At 57.5% G+C, this 25,454-nt stretch carries 20 protein-coding genes; 8 read left to right on the forward strand and 12 right to left on the reverse strand.

The annotated features are described in order from the left end of the window. Positions 1 to 247: 247 nt before the first annotated feature. The 4 genes from queA to AAAX32_RS04745 all read right to left on the reverse strand — a co-directional run bounded on the left by queA (position 248) and on the right by AAAX32_RS04745 (position 5,352). Positions 248 to 1,459 carry a tRNA preQ1(34) S-adenosylmethionine ribosyltransferase-isomerase QueA gene (queA, locus tag AAAX32_RS04730; RefSeq protein WP_117818284.1) on the reverse strand — a complete coding sequence of 404 codons (1,212 nt, stop codon included), beginning with the start codon at positions 1,457 to 1,459 and terminating at the stop codon, positions 248 to 250. Between the two features lie 134 nt (positions 1,460 to 1,593). Then, positions 1,594 to 2,604 carry an ornithine carbamoyltransferase gene (argF, locus tag AAAX32_RS04735; protein ID WP_055285784.1) on the reverse strand — a complete coding sequence of 337 codons (1,011 nt, stop codon included), beginning with the start codon at positions 2,602 to 2,604 and terminating at the stop codon, positions 1,594 to 1,596. Positions 2,605 to 2,636: 32 nt separating this feature from the next. Further along, on the reverse strand, positions 2,637 to 3,881 hold the full coding sequence (locus AAAX32_RS04740; RefSeq protein ID WP_117637307.1) for an arginine deiminase: 1,245 nt from the start codon (positions 3,879 to 3,881) through the stop codon (positions 2,637 to 2,639). 28 nt (positions 3,882 to 3,909) lie between these two features. Beyond that, complete coding sequence (locus AAAX32_RS04745; RefSeq protein ID WP_035137320.1) at positions 3,910 to 5,352, reverse strand: YfcC family protein; 1,443 nt, start codon at positions 5,350 to 5,352, stop codon at positions 3,910 to 3,912. A 253-nt stretch (positions 5,353 to 5,605) separates the two neighbouring features. On the opposite strand from AAAX32_RS04745, the gene AAAX32_RS04750 reads away from it, so the two are divergent. After that, the gene (locus AAAX32_RS04750) at positions 5,606 to 6,856 is read left to right on the forward strand and encodes an arginine deiminase family protein (RefSeq protein WP_117637309.1); all 1,251 of its coding nucleotides are present in this window, start codon (positions 5,606 to 5,608) and stop codon (positions 6,854 to 6,856) included. Between the two features lie 2 nt (positions 6,857 to 6,858). Further along, positions 6,859 to 7,515, forward strand: a complete 657-nt coding sequence (locus AAAX32_RS04755; RefSeq protein ID WP_158551273.1) for an XRE family transcriptional regulator — start codon at positions 6,859 to 6,861, stop codon at positions 7,513 to 7,515. 60 nt (positions 7,516 to 7,575) lie between these two features. Here AAAX32_RS04755 and AAAX32_RS04760 read toward each other — a convergent pair whose 3' ends face one another. After that, positions 7,576 to 8,151, reverse strand: coding sequence for an epoxyqueuosine reductase QueH (locus tag AAAX32_RS04760; protein ID WP_349100140.1), 576 nt, complete (start codon positions 8,149 to 8,151; stop codon positions 7,576 to 7,578). Positions 8,152 to 8,161: 10 nt separating this feature from the next. Beyond that, complete coding sequence (locus tag AAAX32_RS04765; RefSeq protein WP_349100141.1) at positions 8,162 to 8,728, reverse strand: DUF3267 domain-containing protein; 567 nt, start codon at positions 8,726 to 8,728, stop codon at positions 8,162 to 8,164. Positions 8,729 to 8,860: 132 nt separating this feature from the next. Here AAAX32_RS04765 and AAAX32_RS04770 point away from each other — a divergent pair, with 132 nt between their 5' ends. Both AAAX32_RS04770 and AAAX32_RS04775 read left to right on the forward strand, forming a co-directional pair. Further along, the gene (locus tag AAAX32_RS04770; RefSeq protein WP_349100142.1) at positions 8,861 to 11,011 is read left to right on the forward strand and encodes a class I tRNA ligase family protein; all 2,151 of its coding nucleotides are present in this window, start codon (positions 8,861 to 8,863) and stop codon (positions 11,009 to 11,011) included. A gap of 36 nt (positions 11,012 to 11,047) precedes the next feature. Continuing rightward, entirely contained in the window at positions 11,048 to 12,151 is a 1,104-nt protein-coding gene (locus tag AAAX32_RS04775; protein ID WP_349100143.1) for an RsmB/NOP family class I SAM-dependent RNA methyltransferase, read from the forward strand. Positions 12,152 to 12,175: 24 nt separating this feature from the next. Here AAAX32_RS04775 and AAAX32_RS04780 read toward each other — a convergent pair whose 3' ends face one another. Beyond that, positions 12,176 to 12,346 carry a hypothetical protein gene (locus AAAX32_RS04780; protein ID WP_349100144.1) on the reverse strand — a complete coding sequence of 57 codons (171 nt, stop codon included), beginning with the start codon at positions 12,344 to 12,346 and terminating at the stop codon, positions 12,176 to 12,178. Positions 12,347 to 12,537: 191 nt separating this feature from the next. Between AAAX32_RS04780 and AAAX32_RS04785 the strand changes: the two genes are divergently transcribed. Then, entirely contained in the window at positions 12,538 to 13,629 is a 1,092-nt protein-coding gene (locus tag AAAX32_RS04785; protein ID WP_349100145.1) for a hypothetical protein, read from the forward strand. Positions 13,630 to 13,710: 81 nt separating this feature from the next. On the opposite strand, the gene AAAX32_RS04790 is transcribed toward AAAX32_RS04785, so the two are convergent. Then, positions 13,711 to 14,601 (reverse strand): DegV family protein, encoded by an 891-nt coding sequence (locus AAAX32_RS04790; RefSeq protein ID WP_349100146.1) that lies wholly within the window; start codon positions 14,599 to 14,601, stop codon positions 13,711 to 13,713. Between the two features lie 320 nt (positions 14,602 to 14,921). Between AAAX32_RS04790 and AAAX32_RS04795 the strand changes: the two genes are divergently transcribed. From AAAX32_RS04795 to AAAX32_RS04805, 3 genes are all read left to right on the forward strand, one after another. Continuing rightward, positions 14,922 to 16,838 carry a fructose-1,6-bisphosphatase gene (locus tag AAAX32_RS04795; protein ID WP_349100147.1) on the forward strand — a complete coding sequence of 639 codons (1,917 nt, stop codon included), beginning with the start codon at positions 14,922 to 14,924 and terminating at the stop codon, positions 16,836 to 16,838. Between the two features lie 78 nt (positions 16,839 to 16,916). Beyond that, entirely contained in the window at positions 16,917 to 17,312 is a 396-nt protein-coding gene (locus AAAX32_RS04800; protein ID WP_006235398.1) for a GtrA family protein, read from the forward strand. A gap of 218 nt (positions 17,313 to 17,530) precedes the next feature. Then, the gene (locus AAAX32_RS04805) at positions 17,531 to 17,938 is read left to right on the forward strand and encodes a GtrA family protein (RefSeq protein WP_055250894.1); all 408 of its coding nucleotides are present in this window, start codon (positions 17,531 to 17,533) and stop codon (positions 17,936 to 17,938) included. A gap of 159 nt (positions 17,939 to 18,097) precedes the next feature. Here the strand turns inward: AAAX32_RS04805 and AAAX32_RS04810 are convergent, their stop codons facing one another. From AAAX32_RS04810 to AAAX32_RS04825, 4 genes are all read right to left on the reverse strand, one after another. Then, positions 18,098 to 18,976, reverse strand: coding sequence for a DUF4430 domain-containing protein (locus tag AAAX32_RS04810; protein ID WP_349100148.1), 879 nt, complete (start codon positions 18,974 to 18,976; stop codon positions 18,098 to 18,100). A 9-nt stretch (positions 18,977 to 18,985) separates the two neighbouring features. Beyond that, positions 18,986 to 22,774: a DUF4430 domain-containing protein gene (locus tag AAAX32_RS04815; RefSeq protein WP_349100149.1), complete on the reverse strand. Its 3,789-nt coding sequence runs from the start codon at positions 22,772 to 22,774 to the stop codon at positions 18,986 to 18,988. Between the two features lie 430 nt (positions 22,775 to 23,204). Further along, a complete protein-coding gene (locus AAAX32_RS04820) occupies positions 23,205 to 24,968 on the reverse strand; it encodes a lipopolysaccharide core heptose(II) kinase RfaY (protein ID WP_117639742.1) in 1,764 nt (587 codons plus the stop codon). Positions 24,969 to 24,976: 8 nt separating this feature from the next. Then, positions 24,977 to 25,393 carry a hypothetical protein gene (locus AAAX32_RS04825; protein WP_117583986.1) on the reverse strand — a complete coding sequence of 139 codons (417 nt, stop codon included), beginning with the start codon at positions 25,391 to 25,393 and terminating at the stop codon, positions 24,977 to 24,979. Positions 25,394 to 25,454: the final 61 nt, after the last annotated feature.

Genomic DNA, 25,454 nt, shown 5'->3' on the forward strand with positions numbered 1-25,454 from the left:
TGAGCCCCCAAGCAGGCCAAAAACGGGAGATTATCCACTCTCATTCTGCAGGCACTCATTTAAGTACGTCCCCAATGAGTACCTGCCGATGCTTTGGCAAAGTCAGCGAAAACGCCCCTAAGCGAGCAAGGTGACGTGAAAGAGGAGGGCATTGACCTTCTGGTCATGCCCGACGATTGAACGTCACCTTGCTCGCTTAGGGGCGTTTGCAGCGTCGAGCAGTTACGCGGTTCGTAGAACCGCGTAACTAACAAATGAGCATGGCGTCGCCAAAGCTGAAGAAGCGGTAGCGCTCCTCGATGGCGGCGGCGTAGGCATCCATGATCTGGTCGCGGGTGGCAAGCGCGCTTACGAGCATCATGAGCGTGGAGCGCGGCACGTGGAAGTTCGTGATCAGCGCGTCGACCACGTGATAGGTCGAGCCGGGCATGAGGTAGAGCTGCGTCGTGGCGTTCTCGCGCACCACGATGTCACCGCGGCCGAGCGTGTCGGCGCCGTCCTCGCGGCCTTCAAAATAGCGCGCCGTCACAGCCGGATCGGACACCGGAGCATCGGCGTCAAACGCGCTCTCGAGCGAGCGCACCGCCGTGGTACCGACAGCAATCACACGATGGCCCTCGGCCTTCGCCTTATGCACGGCGTCGACAACCTCCTGCGACACGTGGTAGCGCTCGGTGTGCATCACATGCTGCGTGGGATCGTCCTCCTCCACCAGACGGAAGGTATCGATGCCCACCTCGAGTTCGACGGCGGCAAACTTGGCACCCTTGGCCTCGATGGCAGCCATAAGCTCGGGCGTAAAGTGCAGACCCGCCGTGGGAGCGGCAGCCGAGTGCTCTTCCTTCATGGCGTAGACGGTCTGGTACTTCTCGGGGTCGCCCTCGTAATCGGTAATGTAGGGCGGCAGCGGCACGTGGCCGGCAGCATGGATGGCCTCGTCGAGCGTGCACGGGTCGCCGGCGGCATTGCAACCGGCCGGCTCAAAGCGCACCAGACGGCCACCGCGGCTATCGGTGACAAAGTCGATGACCTCGGCCGTCAGCACCACGGGAGCCCCCTCGGGCGCATGGGCGCCACCGGCGCGATACTCAATCTGAGCACCGGGCTTCAGGCGCTTGCCCGGCTTGACCAGGCACTCCCACACATGGCCGAGCGGATCCACATCCTCACGGCGCTTGAGCAGCAGCGTCTCGACCACGCCACCCGAGCCGGCCTTGCGACCGATCAGGCGGGCCGGCATCACGCGCGTCTGGTTGATGACGAGTACATCGCCCGGCTCGATATAGTCGATGATGTCGCGGAAGATGCGGTGCTCAACGGTACCGCCGTGCTCCAGCGGCTTCCCCGCCTGGGAGCCTTTGCGATCCACCACCAGCAGGCGGCAGGAGTCGCGAGGCTCGGCAGGAGCCTGGGCAATCAGTTCCTCAGGAAGGTTGTAGTCAAAATCATCGGTACGCATCTTTGCCTCTTTCACAAAGCGCGTCAGTCGAAAAAATCGACTGACGCGCGCATCATTCTCCCCTGTATCCTATCAGCTTGTTGAGAGAAATATAGTATGGCAAACAGATTTGCGACTGTTTTCTCAGCGCCCCGCTACTTAAGCGTTGCGTACATCACCGCCTTAATCGTATGCATGCGATTCTCCGCTTCTTGGAAAACACGAGACTTATCGGACTCAAAAACCTCGTCCGTGACTTCCATTTCGGTGACTCCAAACTTCTCAGCAATTTCGGCACCAACAGTAGTATTAGTATCGTGAAAGCTCGGAAGGCAGTGGAGGAAAATTGCCTCGGGCTTTGCCATAGACATCACCTCAGCGGTCACACGATACGGCGACATGAGCTTAATGCGGCTTTCCCACAGCTCTGCGGGCTGACCCATGCCAACCCAAACATCCGTGTAAATTACATCGGCATCACGAGCGCCTTCCTCAATATCCTCTGTAATGGTAATCGTCGATCCATGCTCGGCCGCAATACGACTACATTCTGCAAGGAGTTCAGGATCATAGGATGTAGCCCCCTCCGAATTTCCCCCGATTGGGCCGCAAGAACAGTAGTTAATGCCGAGCTTAGCGCAAATGACCATGAGCGAATCGGCGACGTTTCCGGCCGCCTTACCAAAAAATGTAAGTTTCCTGCCCTTAATCTCTCCAAACTCTTCACGCATGGTCAGAATATCGGCAAGCACTTGAGTCGGGTGGAATTCAGTAGTCAGCCCATTCCAAACGGGAACCCCAGCTTTTGCAGCAAGCTCCTCAACCTTCGCCTGTTCAAAGCCGCGGTATTCAATTCCGTCATACATGCGGCCAAGGACGCGAGCCGTGTCCTCAATCGACTCCTTTTTGCCCATCTGGGACGAGCCCGGATCCAAATAAGTTACACCCATGCCAAGGTCAAGTGCACCAACTTCGAAGGCGCAGCGAGTACGCGTGGAAGTCTTCTCAAATAGCAAAACAATATTCTTGCCTTCAAGGTATTTATGCGGAACACCGGCACGCTTCATGCTTTTGAAGTTAGCAGAAAGCTCAAGCAGATACTCAATCTCTTCCGTCGTGTAATCAAGCAGCTTCAGAAAACTGCGACCAGCGATATTAACACCCATATTCGCCATCTCCTATCACAGTGGATTTGCAACTAAATATCTTCGCGCCAGAAGGGCATGCTCATGCAGCGCGGGCCGCCACGACCGCGGGACAGTTCCTCGGAGGGAACGACCAAAAGTTCCAAACCGTTCTTGTAGAGCTCATCATTTGTGACAACATTGCGCTCGTAAACACAGACTTTACCAGGAGCAACGGCAAGAGTGTTCGACCCGTCGTTCCACTGCTCGCGAGACGCCTCAACCATATCGCCGGCACCGCACTCAATAAGCTGCACCTTCTCCACGCCAGTAGCCATTTCAAGAATATGCTCAAGCGTGTCATCAATCTCTTGAACAGCGACCATTCCCTCAGAGTCACCACGAGTCAGACGATAAACACGAAGGGTCTCAAAAATACCGGGATAAACTGTAAACTTATCGAAATCCACCATGGTGCAAACGGTGTCAAGATGCATGTAAGCATAGCCGTTGGGGATTTTAATAGCGTAAACGGTATCGATCTCAGAATTCCCAGATCCCCAGAACAAATTCTTTGCAAGCTCCTCAATCGCAGCCGCCTCAGTTCGCTGGCTAATTCCAATAGCCAAGGTATGAGCGTTAATGTTAAGCACATCACCGCCCTCGATATGCCAGGGATTCTTATGGTCGTACCAAATCGGAGTCCCTGCATAATCGGGATGGTATTTGAAAATCGCTTCATAGAAGGGCACTTCACGATCTCGCTGTTTCCAATACATATGGTGAAGCAGAACGCCTTTGCCCACAGAAGCAAGAGGATCGCGAGAGAAATATGAACTCGGAAGAGGCTTCAACACCAAATCATCGGGCTTCGCATCCTCATTATCCATCATGCTAAGCGTAGTCGAGACGCGAGGCAGCTCAAGGTCACGATAACGATACCCCCCCATAGCCTCAAGTACAAACTGATACGAATCTGAAATAGCGTCGAGCTTTTCACGAACAGCCTGCTCAAGCATAGGATTGACAATTCCGCTCTCAGCCATAAATGTATCGGTAAACTCAGCGCGAGCCGAGGGGCATGCATCCAGCGCTTCAGCAACGAGTTTCTCCATATAGAGAACTTCAACACCTTCGCTCCTCAGAAGATCCGCAAAGGCATCATGCTCCTTTTGAGCCACATCAAGATAGAAACAGTCGTGAATCCAGACATCCTCGAACTCTTCTGCCTTTACGTTCACAAGGTCACGACCGGGGCGGTGAAGCACAACTTTCTTGAGCTTACCAATCTCGCTGTGTACATTCAGTCCTTTAGGCATTCCTGTTACTCCATTTCAGCCATGAAACCTACAGGGCAATAAGTCCCGAGATTGCTACGAATACGATATTGATGAGCGACACGACCAAGAAGAATTTCCAAACGGTCTTCCACCACTGGCCAAGCTTGATCTTGCACACGCCCAAACCCGCTACAAGAATGGCGCTAGTAGGACAGATCAAAGACATCGTCGCGCTACCCATGGAGAGAGCCCACACGGCAGCCTCGGGATTAAGGCCCATGAGTTCGGTCAAAGGTCCAAAAATGGGAGCGGTCAGTGCTGCAAGGCCAGATGAGCTGGGAACCAGGATCGCCAGGAGGTTCTCAACCGCATAAAGAAGCGTAGTAAAGAGAACCGCCGGGATGCCGCCCAGACCAGTGGCGAGCGCATTGAGGATGGTATCGATGATCATGCCGTCAGAGGCAATGACAAGGATGCCACGCGCAAGTCCAACGACAATTGCCGAGAAAGCAAAGTCAGCGATACCCGCAACAAATTCCTGAGCGATGACGTCCTGACTAAAGCCCGCAATAACACCAGCCAACAAGCCCATGGCCAAAAAGACCGCAGAAATCTCGTTCATATACCAGCCCTGGGTCACAAGTCCCCAGATGATAAGGCACATTCCAGCGATAAATACCGCAAGCACGCCTTTTTGACGACCCGTAAATTCCGCATCAAGGGCAGATTCATCGGCAGCGAACTCGACTTTCTTGGCGATATCATCCTCAAATGTGATCGATGACTCAGGATTCTTCTTTACCCTTCGTGCATAGAGGACAACCCAAGTAATTGCAACGGCGGTCAAAACAACCCAGGCAATCATACGCAGCCACAGCTGGGGGTTGCCCTGAATACCAAGAATACCTTGCGCAATGAGAACATTAAACGGATTAATCGTTGAGGCGATGTAACCCGTGCGCGCTCCAACGAACACGACCATGAACGCCGTCATCGAGTCGAAGCCCATAGCCATCATAATTGGCATGAAGATCGCAAAGAACGGGAGAGTTTCTTCCGCCATGCCAAAGCTCGTTCCGCCCAATGCAAAGAGAACCATCGCAATAGGAATAATTAGAATGTCTTTGTTCTTAAAGCGGCGAACGACACGACCCATTCCGCTCGTGATAGCGCCCGTTTTAGTAATAACCTGAAACGAACCGCCCACAATCAAGATGAATGCAACGACCTCAATTGCCTCTTGTATACCGCGCGTTGGAGCCTGAAGAACATCGAAGACACCTTGTCTGAGATCTACTTCATCCCCGGTTTCCTCGTCAATATATGTCTTTTCACTCTGCTCATACGTACCTGCGACAGTGACTTCACGACCGTTCACCTCCTGACGCTGATAGGACCCAGAGGGAACAATCCACGTGAGAACAGCGAAGATGACCATAAGTGCAAAGATGATCGCATATACGTGCGGGACCTTGAACTGCTTGATGCCTTTCGAACTTTCCGCTGCCATATCTCCTCCTTCATTCCTTTTCCCATCTATCCAGCTGGCACCATAAATGTATGAGGTTGCTCAGCGGTGGTCGGGCAACCATCGCTATCGTGTCGCTTTTCACCTATGAACGGCAGCTAAAGTGACGTTATTAATCAATCTGATATTTTAAATTGATGTTATTTGTCAATTACATACGTCTTTTAACTTTTCCGCAACACAACAAGGAACCTGCCTTAGCCTTATATAAAAACCAGCAGGACAGGAGACAGGCATGCAAGGCATACACATAACAAATGAAATCGGTCATTTAAAAGCCGTACTTGTCCATCGACCAGGAGCTGAAACACAAAACTACCCTGATGCCGACTTCAGCCAAGTTTTCTCCCTGCGAAAATGGAGCGGTCGTTTTGACCTCGACAAAGCAATGTATGAGCACGATTCCATGGTTCAATTGCTTGAGAAGCATGGCGTAGAAACCATTGAAATTAGGGACCTTCTCGAAGACTCACTTGAAACTGAGCCCCAATCACTTAAATATTTTATTGATGACTACCTCCGTTGCAGCGGGGCAACAGGCAGAGAGTTCCTCGAGGCAATAACCCAGCTGTTTGAGAACGCTAAGAACACCCAGGAATTGGTGAATATAGTACTTAACGGCATTCGCTTTGGAGACACTGAGCTATGTTCAAACCAGTCGGAAACACTACGGGCGCTCGTGCACGAGCAATTTGATCCCGCCTCGCTCTTGGTCAATCCCCTCAACACGCTTTTTTTCACTCGTGATCCTGCTGTGGTAGTCGGAGACGGCATCATCCTAAATCATATGTATTGGCCTGAGCGTGATCGTGAGGTCGCCTTATACCGGCAGATATTCACCCACCACAAGATCATGGGAGAAACTCCAATATGTGATTTGAACAGGAGTAGCTACCATATAGAAGGCGGAGACATTATTGTTATCAGTGCTAAGACAATATTAGTTGGAATCTCTGACCGAACTGAACCCGCCGCCGTCGAGTCACTTGCCAAAGAGCTCCTGACCTCAAATAAATTCCAGACCACCGAGCTAATTGCGATTCGAGTCCCCTCTGACGGGCTGCGTATCCACCTCGATACGTTCATAAGTAGAATTGATCACGACGCGTTCCTCATCGATCGTGAGATATGCAATGCCGTTGATGCATACAGCATTCAACTAAAACGATCCGGAAGGGGCCTTACGATCACTCCTATCGATCGCACGATTCCGGAAATACTCTCTGCAGCCTGTTGCGAACCAATAAAAGTGATTGACTGCGGAGGCGGGAATCAAACCGCCTACGAAAGAGAACGCCGGAACAACGCAACGTCTATCCTTGCGCTCTCGCCAGGAAAACTATGCGTATATGAAGAAAACGTTTGGACCAACGAAGCGCTTGAGAAAGCAGGAATGGAATTATTCCCGCTATCCATTGACGAGCTCACCAAAGGCTATGGTGGCACAAACTGTCTATGCCTCCCTCTGTGGCGAGAGGATCTATAGCCATGGGCTTCGGGGCAAATATTCGTAAACTCCGCACCATGGAGCATCTTGGTCAGGCGCAACTTGCAGAGATGTTGGGGGTATCTAAAGAGACCGTTTGTCGTTGGGAAAAAAGTCGGTATGCCCCCCGTGAGCGCTATATTGAAAAGTTACAAGCGCTCTTCGGTTGCACCCGCGATGAACTTGTTGGCGAGGAAAACGGTTTGGCTGTAAAGCTCGCAAATAAAAGAATCGTCACCGACGAAGACCCTGCTATCCACGAAATGGAGGGCACATTTCCCGTCATCGATATCGAATCGCAAAAGCGCCGCATCACGCACGGCCAACAAAATGCTTGCGCGCCTGTAGACGTAGCCAAACGTCACCCACATAGCGTTTTCGTTAAAATCAAAGGCGACGAAATGTCCCGCATTTACCCTCCCGGCAGCTTGCTACTTGTCGATACCACCGCAAAGCCTTGGAACGGCTGTGCTGTATTGGCGCTCGCAGACGGTAAAACACCGGTAATTAGGCGATTTGCAGAAGGAAACGACATGATTGTGCTGTCGTCCCATTCATATGCAACAGCAAGTCCGGATCTGATGTTTAACAAACGGAGGATTAGAATCATAGGAGTCGTCGTTTGGTATCAAGCGAGCCACGATCACACGCTTAATTAAATCGACTTTCCCAAAAACGACCGTACCGCACAGACAGCTCAAAGTCCCAGCCCAAATGAACTACTTTTTGGCGGCTTTGCGCTCGTCGCGGATGCGGGCGCGATCCATGGCCGCCTCGACCGCCGAGAAACGGCAGCCGCAGTAATTCTGCCGATACATGCCCAGCTCACGCGAACGGCGCGTAGCCTCGGGATAATACGGGCGAAAATCGCGAATCACCGGGGTGAGACCGCGGGCGGCAGCCAGACGCTCCAAAACATCATTGCAGGTATCGAACAGCTGATACGGCGAGACGGCGAGCGTCGTGCCCACAAACTCAAACCCGCGCTCCTGGGCCACGCGGCACGCCTCGGCCAAGCGCAGGGCATAGCACGAGCGACAGCGACGGGGCCGATCGGCACCCAGCGGGGCCACGCCGGCCTCCCAGCGCTCGCGATCCTCCTCGGCCTCGATGAGCTCGATGTCGCCGTCGGCACACCACCGGCGCAGCTCGTCCAAACGCCGCTGCCATTCATCGTGAGGTTGAATATTAGGGTTGGTCCAGCAAATCGTGGGCTCAAACCCCTCCTCGCGCAGCAGGCGAACCGGCTCAAGCGAGCATGGTGCGCAGCACGCATGCAGCAACAACGACTTCATCGACATCTCCTCACCCAAAAAAGAGCACGCCAAAGGACGTATCCTCGCAGGCGACAATGCGGCGGTCGCGCAGGATGGTCCGCACGTAATACCAATCGCCCACGCAGCCCGACAAGTGCAGACCAGCCGCCAGGTAGCACAGCAGCGGATAGTCCGAGAACGCAAACCCCAGGGCAAACGCCACCGTCAAGGCAACCGTCGGCGCCAGGCAAATGACCATGTACCGCGCACGCGAATACACAACGCCCTCGGCGCAAGCGTAAATCATGCAGGTTTCGAGATTTGCCCCAAAGGTCACCCGAGCACCGACGGGCGCAAACAGCTTAAAGAACGCCGCGTGCACCAGCTCGTGCACGGCAAATGACGCCGCCGAAACCGCACTCAAGCCGACTAGCCAGCCCAAGACCGCCGTCCAACCGCCCGCGTCAGCCGCATCCAGATCTGCGGGCCCACCCAGCAGCATAAACACCGGCACCAGGCACACGGCAAATGCGCCAAGCACGACCATGCCCCACACGAAGCAAGCGTGCAGAAAATCCTCGTCCTCAAACGCATGTATGTTGGAAATCTCATTCATAGCATCTTAGGATAGCGCCCCTGCCACGCACCCGCCCGCATGTGCGATAATGTCGAACGATATGCACGAATTGACCACCGCGTCGCCAGGCCTTGCGCCCGGCTGCGCTCTTACAATATGCGAAGGAGTCCCATGGCATCCAAATACTCCATGAACGACCGTCCCAGCTGGCCTCGCCGCGCCATCGTTACCGCCGGCGAGCCCTACGGCAACAAGGGCCTTCACTTTGGCCACGTTGGCGGCGTCTTTGTCCCGGCCGACTTCTTCGCCCGCTTCCTGCGCGACCGCCTGGGCCGCGAAAACGTCATCTTCACCTCGGGCACCGACTGCTACGGCTCGCCCATCATGGAGAGCTACCGCAAGCTCAAGGAGAACGAGGGCTACGACAAGTCCATCGGCGAGTATGTCGAGTCCAATCACTCCCGCCAGGCCGCGACCCTCAACAACTACAACATCAGCTGCGACATCTACGGCGGCTCGGGTCTTGAGCCGGCTGCGCAGATTCACAACGAGGTAACCGCCGAGATTATCGAGCGCCTGCACGAGCAGGGTACTATCTCAAAGCGCTCCACGCTGCAGTTCTACGACGCCAAGGCCGGCACGTTCCTCAACGGCCGCCAGGTGATCGGCCGCTGCCCCATTCAGGGCTGCAAGTCCGAGAAAGCCTATGCCGACGAGTGCGACCTGGGTCACCAGTTTGAGCCCGAGGAGCTCATCGCGCCCAAGAGCCAGCTCACCGGCGAGGTGCCCGAGCTGCGCCCGGTCGACAACCTCTACTTCGACCTTCCGGCCTACCTCGACTTTATGAAGACCTACACCGCCAAGCTCGCCCAGAACCCGCAGGTTCGCTCCGTGGTCTCCAAAACCATGGAAGAGTGGCTGCTGCCGGCACAACTCTATATTCAGAACAAGTTCCGTGAGGCTTTCGACGCCGTCGAGGACCAGCTGCCCGAGCACACCGTGCTGGAGCCCGAGGGCAACAAGAGCAGCTTTACCGTCACCTTCCCCAGCTGGAAAGAGCGCGACGACGCCCACGCGGTGCTCGCCAACGGCGGCGTGCGCTTCCGCAGCGGTAAGGCGCTCGTGCCCTTCCGCATCACCGGCAACATCGACTGGGGCGTTCCGGTGCCCGAGGTCGACGGCGTTTCCGACGTCACCTGCTGGTGCTGGCCCGAGAGCCTGTGGGCGCCCATCAGCTACACCCGCACCGTACTCGCACGCGATGCCAAGGCCGCCGGCGTGACCGAGGGTGTCGCCGCCCAGGATGCCGCCCTCATGGGCGAGCCCGCCGCCGATTCCACGCAGGTCCCCGCGCCCGCCTACCAGCACAGCTCACTCGACTGGCGCGACTGGTGGTGCTCGGACGACGCACAGATCTACCAGTTCATCGGTCAGGACAACATCTACTTCTACTGCATCGCGCAGACCGCCATGTGGGAGGCCCTGGGTTGGGACCTCACGCAGAGCACCGTCAGCGCCTGCTACCACCTGCTCTACATGGGCAAAAAGGCCAGCTCGTCCTCGCAGACGCCTCCCCCGCCGGCAGACGACCTGCTCAACCACTACACCTGCGAGCAGATGCGCGCGCATTGGCTGTCGCTCGGCCTGTCCGAGAAGCCGGTGAGCTTTAGCCCCAAGGCATACGACACCCGCGTGACCGGCAAGGACAAGGACGGCAACGAGGTGCGCGCCTGCGACGACAAGCGCGTCATCGACCCCGCCCTTAAGGAGAGCGCCCTTTTGACCGGCGTGTTCAACCGCTTAGCCCGCAGCTGCTTCTACGGCGTCGCCGTCAAGGAGGGCGACGAGAGTCCCTATCGCAACGGCTGCATCCCCGCCGGTGCCGCTTCTGACACCGTGGTCGAAGCCGCCCAGCAGGCAGCCCTCGCCTTTGAGCAGGCCATGTACAAGTTCGAGACGCACCGCGCGCTTGCCGTGTGCGACGACTACCTGCGCGCCGCCAACAAGCGCTGGAGCGACGCCTCCAAGGCCGCCAACAAGCTCGAGGGTAACGAGGCAAACGCCGCAATGACGCAGGCGCTCGTCGACGCCTTTACCGAGCTGCGCGTGGCGACCGTGCTCATGCACGGCATCGTCCCTGCCGGCTGCGAGCTCATCTGCGAGTACTTCGACATCGACCCGGTCGCCTTCTTTAGCTGGGATAACATCTTCGCCTCCACGGATGAGTTTGTGGAGAGCTTGGGCGAGAAGCCCGGCGAGCACCGCGTAAAGCCGCTGCCCCCGCGCTTCGACTTCTTTAGCAAGCACGAGAGCCAGTACTAAACACTCGACATGTAATGGAATGGGAAGGAAAGACGGATGTCCAAGCCGCGTCGTCGTAAGCAGAAAAAGCAGGTCAAGGCCGAGCTCAAGCTCAGGCAGTTTGCCGCCACCGAGCTTTCCGACCAGCTTGCCGCCCTTCCTTGCGCCGCCGACCTGCCGCGCTTTATGGTCGACACGGTCGCCGGCGCCTATGCGCCCGCCGATGCCGAGCTCATGATCAAGGGCTTCGGCGCCGCGGTCACACGCCCGGTCACGCTGCGCGCCAACACGCTCAAGGCAACCGCCGAGGACATCGCTGCGGCGCTCGATGCCGCCGGCATCGCCCACAACCCCGTCGCCTGGTACCCAGACGCCTTCATCCTGCCCGACGCCCAGGTTTCCAACCTGTGGGACCTCGACATCTACCGCGACGGCAAGATCTACTTGCAAAGTCTGTCGTCCATGATGCCGCCGTTGGTCCTGGGCGCCCAGGCATGCGAGGACATCCTGGACATGTGCGCGGCCCCCGGTGGCAAGACGACGCAGATCGCCGCCCTCACGCAGGGCCAGGCGCACCTTACCGCCTGCGAGATGAGCATTCCCCGCGCCGAGAAGCTCGAAGCCAACCTCCACCGCCAAGGCGCAAAAAACGTGCCCGTCATGCGCATCGACGCACGCGAGCTCGACGAGTTCTTCCGCTTTGACCGCATCCTGCTCGATGCCCCCTGCACCGGCACGGGCACCGTCATCAGCGGCAACGAGAAAAGCCTGCGCGGCCTGACCGAGCAGCTGCTGAGTAAGTGTGCCCGCTCGCAGCGAGCACTTCTGGACCGCGCCATGGGAGCCCTTAAACCGGGCGGCACGCTCGTCTATTCGACTTGTTCGATCTTGCCGCAGGAAAACGAGGACGCCCTGCAAGAGGCCCTCGACAAGCACATGGACTGCGAGCTCATCCCCCTCGACGGCACGCCAAGCGAAAGTGAGGCACGCCGCGCCCAGGAAGCTGGTGAGGAGCCGCGCATCGAGTCCAACGCCCTGACTGAGGCCATTGCCGCGGGTCAGGTATCGGCCATCGCCAACGGCCTGCCCGGCACGCTGACCATTCCGCCCAGCCGCGACTTTGAGGGCTTCTACATTGCCCTGATCCGAAAACGCAGCTAGCGCACGGATCCAAAACTCAACAAGCTATCTCTGTGCGCGTTTGCTCTGCTGGTCGCGATGCTGTTTAAGCATCGCGCGGTCCTTGCGTTCGGCCCTTTTGCCCTTAATGGCCGTGACCACAAAGTAGATGACCGCGGCGGCAACGATTGCGCCCACACACAGGCCAATCGAGCCAAACATTGCTGTCAATTCCATACCGCGTCACCTCTCTTTTAAACGGAACATTCAAGATAGCACCTCAATACCCGCCACCACAGCTCCTTCACGTTCGCCGGCCCTTCGGTCTAACGAATGGCGCGGCGGGGAAAAATCAACTCGTCAAACGATTTAGCATTCGCAATTCCGGCTGCATCGCGCCGGCCGTCATCACATAGAATCGAGCTTCCATGGATACCCTCAACGATCTAAATGAGCGCGTCGATGCCTTCGTCGGCACCAGCTCTTTCGACACGCCTGCCGCGGCAAACGACCAAGCCCCCATCGATGTGCCCGCCGAGGTTCACGAGGACATTGTCGCCTCGGTCGATTTCTCCGAGGTCGAGCTCGCAGACGAGTTCACCGAACCCCAGGTAGCTGTGACCCCCAACGGACTGCTTCCCATGGAGCCGCTGCCCATCGACGGGCGCCTGCGCAAGGCGGCCCTTCGCATGCCTGACGAGATTGAGGAGGCCAGCGGCTTCACGCTCTTCGGCCGTCGTATCAAATCGCTCATCTACACCACCGACGTCGCGGTCATCCGCAACTCCAACGCCGATGCCGTCTTTGCCGTTTACCCCTTCACGCCGCAGCCCGCCATTACGCAGGCGCTGCTGACCGTCGCCGAGTGCCCGGTCTTTGTAGGCGTGGGCGGCGGAACTACGACCGGTAAGCGCTCCGTGCAGATGGCAGCCGTCTCCGAGATGCAGGGCGCGGCGGGCTGCGTGGTCAACTCCCCCGCTACTGCCGAGATGGTCGAGCACATCACCAACATCGCCGACATCCCCGTCATCGCTACGGTCGTTCGCTGCGACGACGATGCCCACGCCAAGGTGCGCGCTGGAGCCAAGATTCTCAACATCGCCGCTGGCAAGAACACGCCCCAGGTCCTACGCGAGCTGCGCAAGCACTATCCCAACCTGCCGCTCATCGCGCCGGGCGGCAAGACGCCAGAGAGCATCCGCGAGACCATCGCCGCCGGCGCCAACGCCATCATCTGGACGCCGCCTTCGGCCCAGCAGCTACAGACCGACATGATGCAGCGTTATCGCAAGATGAAGGTAGACGCCACACCTGTCATCTCGCACGACGATGTGCCCATTATCGACCAGGTCTCCGCCGCCGAGGTCAGCCAGGTCGAGAACATGAATCCCGACGTGCCGATTCCCGACGAAGTCATCGAGCGCGTCGCTTCGATCCACGAGCGCGTCGAGGAGCATCGCGCCAACCGCGGCCTCAAGCCGTCACTGCACGGCTTCTTCTTCCGCGGAAAGAAACGCTAACCCCAACAGCAAGGCCCGCCCCACAAACGTGAGGCGGGCCGTTTTTGTTTGAGTAATCATGCAGCGATGTGATGGGGCAAACTAATCCACGCGCTTGTCGCCCATAAAGAAGAGCGCCACCGTACCAGGTCCGGTATGCGAGCCAATCAGAGTACCGATGTTATTGATCTCAATCTTGCCTTTAAGCTGCGGAACCTGTTCCTCAATCAGCGCCGCAACTGCCTCGGCATCCTCGCGGCACGCCGAGTGCGACATGATGCACTTACCCGAATAATCCGCACCGTCCTGCACGTGTGCCATCATGGTCTTAGCCATCTCGGAAATCGCGCGCTTCTTAGTGCGAATCTTCTCACGTGGCGACAGCTTACCTTCGCAATCGACCGTCATAAGTGGGCAAATCTTAAGCGCCGTGCCGATGATCGCGCTCGCAGCCGAAATGCGACCGCCGCGCAGGTAGCTCGACAGATCGGTCGAGAAGAACCAGTGGTGCAGGTTGAGCTTGTGCTCCTCGATCCAGGCAGCCGTCTCGTCGAGTGAAGCCCCGCTATCGCGCACGTCGGCGGCACTTTCCGCCAGCAGGCCAAAGCCCGAAGACGCCGCCAGCGAATCGATGACGCGCACCTTGCCGCCCTGGGGATAGCGATCCGCGAGCATCTGCGCCGCAACGCAAGCCGAGCCATACGTACCCGAAATACCCGACGACAACGTCAGGTGCAGCACGTCTTTACCCTCGGCAACAAGCGGCTCCCAAAACTCCTCGTACTCACCCACGCTCACCTGAGACGTCTTGGGCATGGCGCCTGCGGCAATCTGGGCAAAAAACTCGTCCGGCGTAATCGACTGATACAGATCGTCCGTATAGACAACATCGTCGATCTCGTAATGAAAACACACGACAGGGATATTGCGCGATTCAAAGAACTCCCGAGTTCGATCGGCGGCGGATTCACAGGTCAGGACAAAATCACTCATATGAGGCTCCTTACTCATTGCTGCGCAAATTATCGCACAGTGAGCCTACATACGGTACATATGTCCACTATTTACCAAATCGAACCAAAAATAGCGAACATCTTTACCACCATCGTTTCCACCGACCCCACGCATAAATATCTGAGAAAACACCCTCTATCGTCTCCACTCAACCGCCATATCTACCTCCACTAAATCGATTTACCAAACCGTTCGGCTAACAATTCGGCCGCCCATCCCCAATCGAAACAAAAGCGGCGCATACTGATAAACGTTTGACACTGTTTATCAGTTTTACCAGCCCTATCGGAAGGTGTTTCATGGTCGCATTCGATCGCAATCCGCAAGACTTCAAGTATCTGCGCCTGCTGTCGAGACAGTTCCCCACCGAACAATCCGCATTTACCGAAATTATCAACCTCTCGGCCATCCTCAACCTACCCAAAGGCACCGAGCATTTTATGAGCGACGTGCATGGCGAGTACGAAGCCTTTATGCACATCCTCAACAACTGCTCGGGCGTCGTGCGCGAGCATGTCGACGAAATCTTTGGCGAAACGCTCTCCTTTGACGAGAAGGGCGAGCTGTGCACGCTCATCTACTACCCGCGCGAGAAGATCGACCTGGTCCGCAGCCAGCGCGAGGACTCGCCCACCTGGTACAAGACGATGCTTGACCAGCTCATCATGGTCGCGCGCTCGCTTTCAAGCCGCTACACGCGCTCCAAGGTGCGTAAGGCCATCCCGCGCGACTACGCCTATATCATCGACGAGCTGCTGCACACGCACCCGGACGAGAACAACTATCGCGTGCGCTATCACGAGCGCATCGTGGAGTCCATCCTGGAGACCGCAAGCGCCGACGACTTTATCGAGTCGCTTGCCTCGCTCATCAAGCGCCTGGCCGTCGACCACCTGCACCTGGTGGGCGACATCTTCGACCGCGGTGGCGGCGCGGCCAAGATTATGGACCGCCTGCTCACCTACCATTCACTCGACATCCAGTGGGGCAACCACGACCTGCTGTGGATGGGCGCTGCGGCCGGTGAGCCCGCCTGCATCGCCACGGTGCTGCGCAACAACCTACGCTACGACAACTACGAGATCCTGGAGAACGACTACGGCATCTCGCTGCGTGAGCTTGTCGCCTTTGCCGATGCCACCTACACCGCCGGTGAGTCCATCACCCCGCTGATCAAGGCCATCAACGTGCTGCTCTTTAAGCTCGAGGGTCAGATTATCCAGCGCCATCCCGAGTTCGACATGACCGACCGCCTGTTACTCGACAAGATCGACCACGACACCGGCACGGTCACGCTCGCCGACGGCAGCGTGTGGCCGCTCACGACCAACGACTTCCCCACCGTCGACCCGACGGACCCCTATACGCTCACGTCTCAGGAGCAGCACATCATCGACAAGCTCGTGTCCGAGTTTGTCACCGCCGATCACCTGCATCGCCATATCGATTTCCTCTATTCCCACGGCTCGATGTACAAGGTCGCCAACGGCAACCTGCTGTTCCATGGCTGCGTGCCGCTCAACGAAGACGGCACCTTTAGCAGCATGAACTGCCTGGGCACCTGGCACGCTGGCCGCGATTATCTCGATTTTTGCGACCACATCGCCCGCCGCGCCTGGCGCGTGGGCGACCGCGACGCTCTCGACTGGATGTGGTACCTGTGGATTGGCTTTAACTCACCCGCCAGCGGACGCCTGGTGCGCACCTTTGAGCGCGCCTATATCGCCGATAAGAGCACCTGGGTCGAGCCGATGGACCCGTACTTTACGCTTACCAAGTCGCCCTCGGTCTGCGATGACATCATGCGCGAGTTTAGCGTCGCGCCCATGGCATGCTCACCGACCGGTCACATCATCAACGGCCACACGCCCGTTAAAACCACCAAGGGCGAGCAGCCCATCCGCGCCGAGGGCAAGCTGCTGGTCATCGATGGCGGCTTCTGCCGCGCTTACCATCCCAAGACGGGTATCGCCGGCTATACGCTCATCTCGAGCTCGCGCGGCTGCCGCCTCAAGTCGCACCGGGCCTTTACGACGGTTGCCGAGGCACTCACACGCAACGTGGACATCGAGAGCGAGACCAACCGTTTTGACCAAGCAGACCGTCGCCGCATGGTGAGCGACACCGATTCCGGAGCCAAGATCCGCAGCCAGATCCAGGACCTGCGCCAGCTGCTCGATGCATATAGAAACGGTGCTATCGAGGAGCGCGCCTAGCCCCACCCGCGGGGATTGGCTAAACTTGCTGAGTTTGTCATCCCCGCGGCGCCCCGGCGCCACCATAAGGCAGGTACCATGCAAAAGCTCCTTGCGCAGATCATGAAGTTTGGCGTCGTCGGCGTCATTGCCACGGTTATCGACTTTGGCATTATGAATCTGCTCCACTACGGTCTGGGCCTCAACATCCTAATCGCCAACACCAGCGGCTTTATCATCTCACTCATCTTTAACTACCTCGCAAGCATGAAATACGTGTTTGCGCACAAGGAAGGCATGAGCCGCCGCCGCGAGTTCATCATCTTTGTCGTGCTGTCCGTGATCGGCCTGGCACTCAACGACGGTATCGTGCTGACACTCAACGCCGGCCTGGGGCTCGAGGCCAATATCGCCAAGATTTGCGCCACCGCGCTTGTCATGGTCTACAACTTTGTGACCCGAAAGATCTTCCTGGAAGGCGATGAGACCAAGTAACTCGCAACCTTACAGCTTTACAATGCCCACGGATGACGCGCGTCGAGCGCTGTGTTGTTCGTGGGCATTGCTCGTTTACGGGCAAATTTTCAACGTTTGCGGATAAGCTCTTGAAAATTTGGCGAGTTCGTATAGTTCTTGGCAAGGACCTTACGTTTCCCTTGCAAAAGCTCTAAAGTATCCTCTGCTCGATTCATCAACGCATTGGATGTGATTACGTGCGCAAGGCACTGGCACAACCTCATACCAAGCAGTTCCTCAAGTTCGCTGTCGTGGGTCTTATCTCCTTTGGCATCGACTGGGGTATGCTCATTGCGCTCGTCGAGCTGTTTCACCTCGACTTTTTGATGAGCACCACGGTCTCGTTTACCACGTCCGTCGTGGTCAACTACTGGCTCAGCATGAAGTACGTGTTCGACCATCGCGAGGGCATGAGCCGCAAGCGCGAGTTCACGATCTTCACCATCCTGTCGGTGATCGGCCTGGGCCTCAACGACCTGTACATGTTTGTGGGCGTCACGTTTTTGAGCATCGGCTACCAGGCCATGAAGGCTATCGCCACGTTCCTCGTCACCTGGTACAACTACTTCAGCCGCCGCTTCTTCCTCGAGGGCGCACGGTCGTAGTCGATTCGCTATTTGCTTGAATGTATAACCGGTTGGAATTCCCATTCCAACCGGTTTTTTGTTTGCCGAGAGACCCGGCGACCCAATCCCATTCGCATGAAAAACGGGCGGCCCGGATGTCTGTCCGAACCGCCCGTCTGGCGCGCTATGTCGAAGCCTCTAGCCTGTAACGTAATACCAGACCACGTTGTCGCCGTTGGAGAGAACGTAGTTGCTGCAGGCCGTCATGGGCGTTGTGCCGTTGACGGAGTACATCCAGCCGCTCGTGCCGCCGTACTGTTTCTCGGCCAAACCACCAATCGCGGAGACATACGTGCCGTACGACGAGCCATGTGCGTTGACAGAAAGGCCCAGCGCGCACAGGGCATCGTAGACGGTAGCGCCTTCGTTAAAGGTAAAGGTGCCACCAGAAGACACAGGATTGCCCACAGCGCTCGATGTGACCGAAACCGTCACTGTTATGTAGCTGGACTCCTGCGAGCCGCTCTGGCCGCCCGAGGAGGCGTTTCCACCATTAGAGCTGGAGGCTCCATCAGACGACTGACCGCCGCCCGAAGAAGCACCACCAGACACATTGGAAGTATCGCCGGCTCCCGTATTCTGGGCAGCGGATTTATCTCCAGACTTCTTGCTATCCGAGCTTTTATTCGATTCCTTGTCCGAAGACTCGGAATCGTCCTTGGCGTCGTTCGAACCCTTGGACTCGTCTTTTGCATCATTCGATGACTTGGAGCTCTCGGAACTGGCCTCGCCCGAAGTCGTAGTCGAGCCAGACGCCTTGGTGTCCTTGGTGACGACGCTCTCCCCCGTCACGGTCTGAATGATCCAGTCGATGGACCAGGCGCCGCTCTCGGAAGGATGGACGAAGCCCAGCGAGACGACGATCAGAATGGCGCACGCGGCAGTCAGAACGCCAAGGAGCGCTTTACGCCGTGGGGCGGACGCCGCCGAAGCGGCGCCCTTTTGCTTTGCATCATCAAGCTGGATAAACGAGGAATCTGGTTGCTTGGGGTCAGCGTCCTTGGATTTATTGGACACAGCCCTCACCTACCGACGTTTGGTGAACACGAACACGCCGACGATGGCGAGACCGATGACGCCGGCGGCAACGCCAACAATGGCGAGCGGGTTGGTGCCAGTCTCCTGCTCGGAAGCACTAGAGGACTTCTTAGCAGTGGTCGTGGAAGCAGCACCCGTATCAGACTTGGAATCGGACTTCTTGTCGGACTTGTTGTCCTTCTTGTCAGACTTCTTGTCAGACTTCTTCTCGTCCTTCTTATCAGACTTATCGGTGTCCTTCTTGTCGGACTTGTTGTCCTTGGTCTCGGTCTTGGTCGACACCGTCGTCTTGGTCGTCGGCTTATGACCCGGGGCGATAGCGCCGCCGGCCTGCTGGCCCTTCGTGCCGAAGCCGGAACCCGTGCCCGTGCCAGCACCGGAACCGTTGCCAGCGCCACCGTTGCCACCATTAGTGCCAGAACCGCCATTACCGCCAGGGTTAACGGCATTCTTGGTCCACTTGGCATACAGCGTCAGGTCGGCCGTTACCGGCGTGCTAAAGTCATACGCCTGCGTGCAAGCCTCATCGGTGAACCAACCGCCGAAAGTGTAGCCATCGCGCGTCGGATCGGCCGGCTTGACCAGCTTGCCGTCGGCCGTAGCAACAAACTTAGTGTCGCAAGCAGACCCGCCGTTGGAATTAAAGGCAACCGTCCAAGACTCAACGGCCCCGAGCTTAAACAGCGTACCCGAATCATTGATGTAGTACAGGTTGCCAGATGCATCGGCAATGACCGGAGAGTCACAGTACTGGTAATGGCCAGCCGCATCATAAATCTGCGTCGCCTCTGCATCGCCGAGCGTATAGCGATACACGCCACCACCAGCAGAGTAGTTGACGTAATCCTTGCTATCCGCGCTGTTAACGGTGAAGTACACATAGGTCTTGCCGCCCTGAACACTCACCAGCGGAGTAGCAGCAATACCGTTGAGGCCAGCCGGCAGCGCCTTGCCGTCGGCAGCAGCGACCATCGTGGTCTTACCCGTCTTCAGGTTATAGAGAACCAGAGCAGAGCCCGTAGCCGTCTGTCCGCCGACAATTAGATTGTCACCAGACACCGCAGGGGCGCTCAGATTATTCGTAAGGCCCAGATCAACCGTCTTCTGTGCACTCAGCACACCCTTCGCCGAAAGCGAAATCACATGGAGCTTTCCGTCGTGCGTCATCTGATAGAAGGTCGAACCATTGGACGGATCGGCAATGCAATCGGCATTTGCGACAGCGCCGAGCTCCATGGTCGAAACGACATCGCCCGTCGTCTTATCAATGCACTTAAGCGTACCCGCGCTCGTAGGAACGATGGCATACTTATCCGTCAAAGCCGCACCAGTCCAGTAATAGCCCTCGGTAGGGTCGATGTTCTGCCAAGAAACTTCGCCCGTGGCAATCTTAATGCGTGCAAAGGAGCCGTTGCCGTAGGTCGCGTTGTAGTTCTCATCATACGAAATATCGACCGAGCCTACATAGACGTACTCGCCGTCCGAAACGACGGTGCAGGAGCTCTGCGTCAAGTCCGTCAAACCGGGCGTCAGCCACTTGCAGATCAGCTTGTCTGCAGTAATCGCCTGGACCGCACCGCCGTTGAGCGGAACGATGATAAGGCCATTGGTATAAATCGGACGAGAGGTATAGCTCACCTTGGAGGCAAGCGGCGCAGAGGCAACCTTTTTGCCCGTGGACGAATCGATCTTAATGAGCTCGTTCTCGGTCGCGATGTACACAAAACCGTTAGCGATGACAGGTTCGCTGCAGTTGGCATACTGCTGACCAGACTCGGCCTTCCAATCGAAGGCCCACTTAAGACCGGCGGCCTGCGCAGGCGTCTTGGCATCCGTTACGGTCGAGCCGTTGCCGCTGTTGCCGTAGCCGGCCCACTCGGCATCCCAATCAGGAGTCGTCGCGCTCGGGTCCACGACAATCTTGTCGGGATCGGGCATGGCCGAATCGTCGGTGGTATAGGCAAGCGTAACCTTATCGCCGCTCTTGAGCGTAATCTGATTGGCGCAGAGTAAGGAGGGCTCTCCATTGATATACAGGTGCCAATATTTATTGGTCGCAGCATCCCAGACGTACGGCTTGTGATCGAACGGCGAAGTAACGGAATTGAGGAACCAGTATGCACCACTCTGGGAGGCTTTGTAATCAACGCGCTTTGCCTTCAGAACCGTCTCGATGAAATCCTGAGCCGTAGAGCCTTCGGGCAGAGAAACGTTGCTTGCCGAGCCCCAGCGAGTATTGTTGCCGTTGACATCGGGACCGATAACATCGACAGAACCAAGAACCTGGCCAGGAAGGGCATCGGCGTCAGCACCATACATAAAGGTGACGGCGTCACCCTCTTGGAGCTCATAGGCACCGGCGCCAACGTCGGCGAACTTGCCATTTACGTAGAAGCGCCAATAGCTATTGGTCGCAGCATCCCAGCCATAGGACTTACCATCGAACGGCGAAGTAATGCCGTTAAGGAACCAGCCCCAAGACGATTCGCCAGCATCGAGAGTAAGGCCGGTCTGCTCGAGGAGATCCTTGGCAGTAGAGCCCGCCTTGAGACTCGTCTGGCCCGTCGAGGCCCAAACCTGCTGCTTGCCGTCCTTGTCCTTACCGAGGACCTGAACGGAAGCATGGACGGAATCAGAGGGCAACTTGTCGCCCCAGCCACCGTAGAACCACGTGACGGTATCGCCGGCATGGATGGTGACATTGTCCGCCGTATAGTCACTCGACTTGCCGTTGATGAACAGCTGCCAATAGGTCGAATAATCTTGGGGCGTACCCAGCTCAACACCGTTGTACTTAAGGCTCAGAATGAAGGAGCCCGCAGCAACGGCGTCAATGTCGTTCGCCTCGAGTGCGACCTTCGTAAGATCAAGCGCGCTCGAACCGGACGTCACCACATACTGCGCATTATCGACCCAAGTCTGAGTCTTGCCCTGGGCATCGCGACCAATGACGGTCACATTTGCGGCAACCTGGTCCTTAACGACAGGGGACGAGCTACCAGCCGTATAGGCAAACTCAATCTTCTGCCCCTGGGTGAGCTTGACGCTGCTCGCGCCAACCGAGGAAGACGCGCCGTCGACGAACAGCTGCCAGAAGGCATAAGTCGTCGGATCGTAGGCAAGCGTGCGACCATCGCTCGGGGATGTGATGCTTTCGAGGTAGAAACCGTATGCCGTGTTCGGTTCGTACTTCGCCTTGAAGCCCGTCTTCTCCTGCAGCTTAATGAAGGCATCCGCAGCCGTCGCGCCCTCGTCGAGCTTGAGCTGCGTAGGTGCCACCCAGGTCTGAGCCTTGCCGTCGGCATCGGTGCCGATAATCGAGAACGAGACCTCGACCTGCTTCTTGGCGACATCGCCGGTTTCTGTCGGGTTCTCTGTCTGAACGGCAGCCGCGGCGGCAGATTCTGCTTGGCCAGCGGATGCCGCTGAAGACTGCTCGCTCGCGGCAGGGCTCTCCCCCGTCGCCGAGCCTTCGTCGCCAGTTGCTGCCTTTGTTGCGGCGGCACTAGCTGCAGGCGCGCTCCCAGAATCCGAAACCTCGGCGCCGCTCTGCTCAGCGGCACCGCCCGCAAGCGCTGCGTCCTCGCCCGGCGTCGTAGCCTGAGCCACAGCCTCGGCAATGCCCTCGGCGCCCTCGGCCCACAGCTGAGCCGGCGTGGTGCCAAAGGCCATCGCGAAGGCCAGGAATGCCACCAGGCCGCGCTTGGCTATACCGCGTGCAATCGCGCCACGGCGATGCATCGAGGCGCGCTCGCGCTCGTCCTCAAACATATCCATTTGTCCCCCATTGTCTGTACTTGGAGCATTGCCTTGAGACTGCCCCACGTCATCGCGCATGTTGCGCTCGAGTTCCCCCATCGGGGTTCCCTTCCCTCCAGAGCCCTATGCACACCGGCGGCATACGCCGCAGCCGCATGCAAGATGGGAGGCGATCCGACTTAACCTTAACGGCTCAGGCGCGCCGTCCGATCTGCGACGCGAACATCCCGAGCCAAGAGGAATTACGGTTACTGGTACAGCCGGGGACTTGCACCCCGATTCTCCCAAACGCGCAGGAAAACCGCGCATTCGTGCGTCTCCGCACCACCATCTAGGCCATCGATTATTACCGTCAAAATGGTATCACGCAAAAGGGCCCCGCACACAGGCGAAGCCCAAGGTAAAAGCTATTGTTTGCGATAGGAAAATGCGGTGACGGTCGCAGCCTCTAGTGTTTGCCGCCGTGGCTGTTGAGCCAGATATTGCGGCCCAGCATAAGCGCCAGCACCAGCGCGCTCACGTAGCCCATAAAGCCAATGACCGGGATACCAAACACAACCGGCTCGATGCGTGCGTAGTACACCACCGACGAACCGATAAACAGGCCGGCGATAACGATAGCCATCGACATGCGGTCGATAATTCCGCCCAGCTGTCGCAGCGCCTTATCGCTGCTCATGATCTGCGTGTTCACCTTAAGCTGGCCGCGCGTAAGCATGCGCGAAGCCAGCCCCAGGTACTCAGCCGCCTCGAGTGAGCCCTTCGCCGCGCGATAGCTGCTCGCGGCAAGATCGCGCCCCATGTCGCGCACGCGCGCATAGGTGCTTTTCTCGTTTTTAATGTGGGTTTGGATGATCTGGATCATGTTGACGTTGGGCATGTACTCGGTCAACAAACCCTCGAGCGTCACCATGCCGCGCGCGAACATCGTCACCACGCTCGGCAGCTCAACATCGTTTTTGCGCGCCAGGTTTAGCAGCGAGGTCAAAAACTCGCCGATATCCAGGTCTTTAAGGTCGAGGCCCGCAAAGTCAGCCACGATGAAGTCAAGATCGGACAAAAAGGCCGAATGATCGAGCTCGGCCGAGTCGCCACGCGTCACGGCGAAGCGCATGAGCGAATCCTTGAGCTTGGGCACGTCACCCTCGGCCACGGCGAAAATCATGTCCTTAACGATGCCACGATCGTGGCTCGACATGCGTCCGACCATGCCCAAGTCGATAAAGTAAACGATGCCGTCCTTGAGAATGATGTTTCCCGCATGCGGGTCGGCATGGAAAAAGCCGTCGTCGAGCACCTGCGTCGAGTAGTCCTCGACAATCGCGGCACCGATCTTTTCCAAGTCATAGCCCTCGGCCACCAAGCGTTCAGGATCGGCAATCGAAATGCCGTCGACGTAGTCCATAACCACCACGTGCTCGGTGCACAGGTCCAGATAGGATTTAGGGCACGTCACGCCATGAACGCTCTTATGGAACTCGTAGAAGTCGTTGAGGTTTTTGGCCTCGGCCAAAAAGTTGGTCTCCTCGCGAAACGAGGTCCACAACTCCTCGACTACGCCGTGCAGGTCAACGAATTGATCGGTGTTGACGAACTTGGAAACGATACGCACCACCGAGCGGATGATATCGATGTCCTGTGCCATAACCTGCTGCGCACCGGGGCGCTGCACCTTGACGGCCACGTCCTCGCCCGTCACCAGACGAGCGCGGTGCACCTGCGCGAGCGACGCACTACCGAGCGGGTTGGGGTCGATCGCATCGAACATCTCCCCCAGGCGCAGGCCGTATTCTTCTTCCAGACAACTGAGTACGACCTCGTACGGCACCGGTTCCACGTCGGAGCGCAGACGACGCAGCTCGTCGCAAAAGCGTTGCGGCAGAATCTCGGACCGGTTGGCCAAAATCTGCCCCATCTTGACGAACATGGGGCCGAGTTCCTCGAGCAGGCGGCGCAAACGAACCGGCGTGAGGTTATCCCACACGCGGTACTTTTTGACCAGGCGAACAATCTGCCCAATGCGTTCGCGACGACCCGCCGGCGTGAGCTGGTATTCCTCGTCCGGCGCCATCGCGTCGGGCTCCTCGGGCACCATATCGACAGCGCGCGGCTTCTTGCGAGCGCCCGAGACGGCGGCGTCGACCTCATCGACAACCGCCGCCTCGTCACCCAAGGGATCTAGATTGTTGTAATCGGTGGTGGAATCTGCCATCTGCGCTGCTACTCGGCCTCTTCGGTATCCTTCGCATCGTCGGGCTCAACGGACTCAACGGGCACCGAAGTCACGTTGTCCTCGACCGAATCGACGATGTCGCGCACATGGGCCAGGAAGGCCGTGCGCTCGGGGGCGGTCATAACGCGGACGCGGGCAAGTATGAGCTCGTCGAGCACGCGCTGGGCCGCGGTCTCGCCCTGCATGCCCAGACGCTCGGTCAGATCGGAGATGGTACCGCCGGCCTGCTCGAACATATCGGACACGCTGCGGGCGATATCGGGGGTGGCGGTGTCCTTGCGGACCTGCTCGCCCTTGGTGTTAAGGTCGTCGAGGACCTTCTTGCCGCCTTCGACAGCAACGGCGGCAGCGCCAAAGCCCACGTTAATGGCGCCGTTAACAAGCTGATCGAGTTTCATAACCATGGTTGTCTCCAATCACAAACAACTGCATTGGCGTTCTTGTACCCAAGATTGAGCGAAAGCG

It is taken from the genome of Collinsella sp. CLA-ER-H3, assembly GCF_040092425.1.
GTDB lineage: Bacteria > Actinomycetota > Coriobacteriia > Coriobacteriales > Coriobacteriaceae > Collinsella.

What these genes read in the sequence shown, in the direction of transcription:
- queA (WP_117818284.1), bottom strand. Translation starts at nt 1,459, where the DNA reads ATGCGTACCGATGATTTTGACTACAACCTTCCTGAGGAACTGATTGCC.
- argF (WP_055285784.1), bottom strand. Translation starts at nt 2,604, where the DNA reads ATGGGTGTTAATATCGCTGGTCGCAGTTTTCTGAAGCTGCTTGATTAC.
- AAAX32_RS04740 (WP_117637307.1), bottom strand. Translation starts at nt 3,881, where the DNA reads ATGCCTAAAGGACTGAATGTACACAGCGAGATTGGTAAGCTCAAGAAA.
- AAAX32_RS04745 (WP_035137320.1), bottom strand. Translation starts at nt 5,352, where the DNA reads ATGGCAGCGGAAAGTTCGAAAGGCATCAAGCAGTTCAAGGTCCCGCAC.
- AAAX32_RS04750 (WP_117637309.1), top strand. Translation starts at nt 5,606, where the DNA reads ATGCAAGGCATACACATAACAAATGAAATCGGTCATTTAAAAGCCGTA.
- AAAX32_RS04755 (WP_158551273.1), top strand. Translation starts at nt 6,859, where the DNA reads ATGGGCTTCGGGGCAAATATTCGTAAACTCCGCACCATGGAGCATCTT.
- AAAX32_RS04760 (WP_349100140.1), bottom strand. Translation starts at nt 8,151, where the DNA reads ATGAAGTCGTTGTTGCTGCATGCGTGCTGCGCACCATGCTCGCTTGAG.
- AAAX32_RS04765 (WP_349100141.1), bottom strand. Translation starts at nt 8,728, where the DNA reads ATGAATGAGATTTCCAACATACATGCGTTTGAGGACGAGGATTTTCTG.
- AAAX32_RS04770 (WP_349100142.1), top strand. Translation starts at nt 8,861, where the DNA reads ATGGCATCCAAATACTCCATGAACGACCGTCCCAGCTGGCCTCGCCGC.
- AAAX32_RS04775 (WP_349100143.1), top strand. Translation starts at nt 11,048, where the DNA reads ATGTCCAAGCCGCGTCGTCGTAAGCAGAAAAAGCAGGTCAAGGCCGAG.
- AAAX32_RS04780 (WP_349100144.1), bottom strand. Translation starts at nt 12,346, where the DNA reads ATGGAATTGACAGCAATGTTTGGCTCGATTGGCCTGTGTGTGGGCGCA.
- AAAX32_RS04785 (WP_349100145.1), top strand. Translation starts at nt 12,538, where the DNA reads ATGGATACCCTCAACGATCTAAATGAGCGCGTCGATGCCTTCGTCGGC.
- AAAX32_RS04790 (WP_349100146.1), bottom strand. Translation starts at nt 14,601, where the DNA reads ATGAGTGATTTTGTCCTGACCTGTGAATCCGCCGCCGATCGAACTCGG.
- AAAX32_RS04795 (WP_349100147.1), top strand. Translation starts at nt 14,922, where the DNA reads ATGGTCGCATTCGATCGCAATCCGCAAGACTTCAAGTATCTGCGCCTG.
- AAAX32_RS04800 (WP_006235398.1), top strand. Translation starts at nt 16,917, where the DNA reads ATGCAAAAGCTCCTTGCGCAGATCATGAAGTTTGGCGTCGTCGGCGTC.
- AAAX32_RS04815 (WP_349100149.1), bottom strand. Translation starts at nt 22,774, where the DNA reads ATGGATATGTTTGAGGACGAGCGCGAGCGCGCCTCGATGCATCGCCGT.
- AAAX32_RS04820 (WP_117639742.1), bottom strand. Translation starts at nt 24,968, where the DNA reads ATGGCAGATTCCACCACCGATTACAACAATCTAGATCCCTTGGGTGAC.
- AAAX32_RS04825 (WP_117583986.1), bottom strand. Translation starts at nt 25,393, where the DNA reads ATGGTTATGAAACTCGATCAGCTTGTTAACGGCGCCATTAACGTGGGC.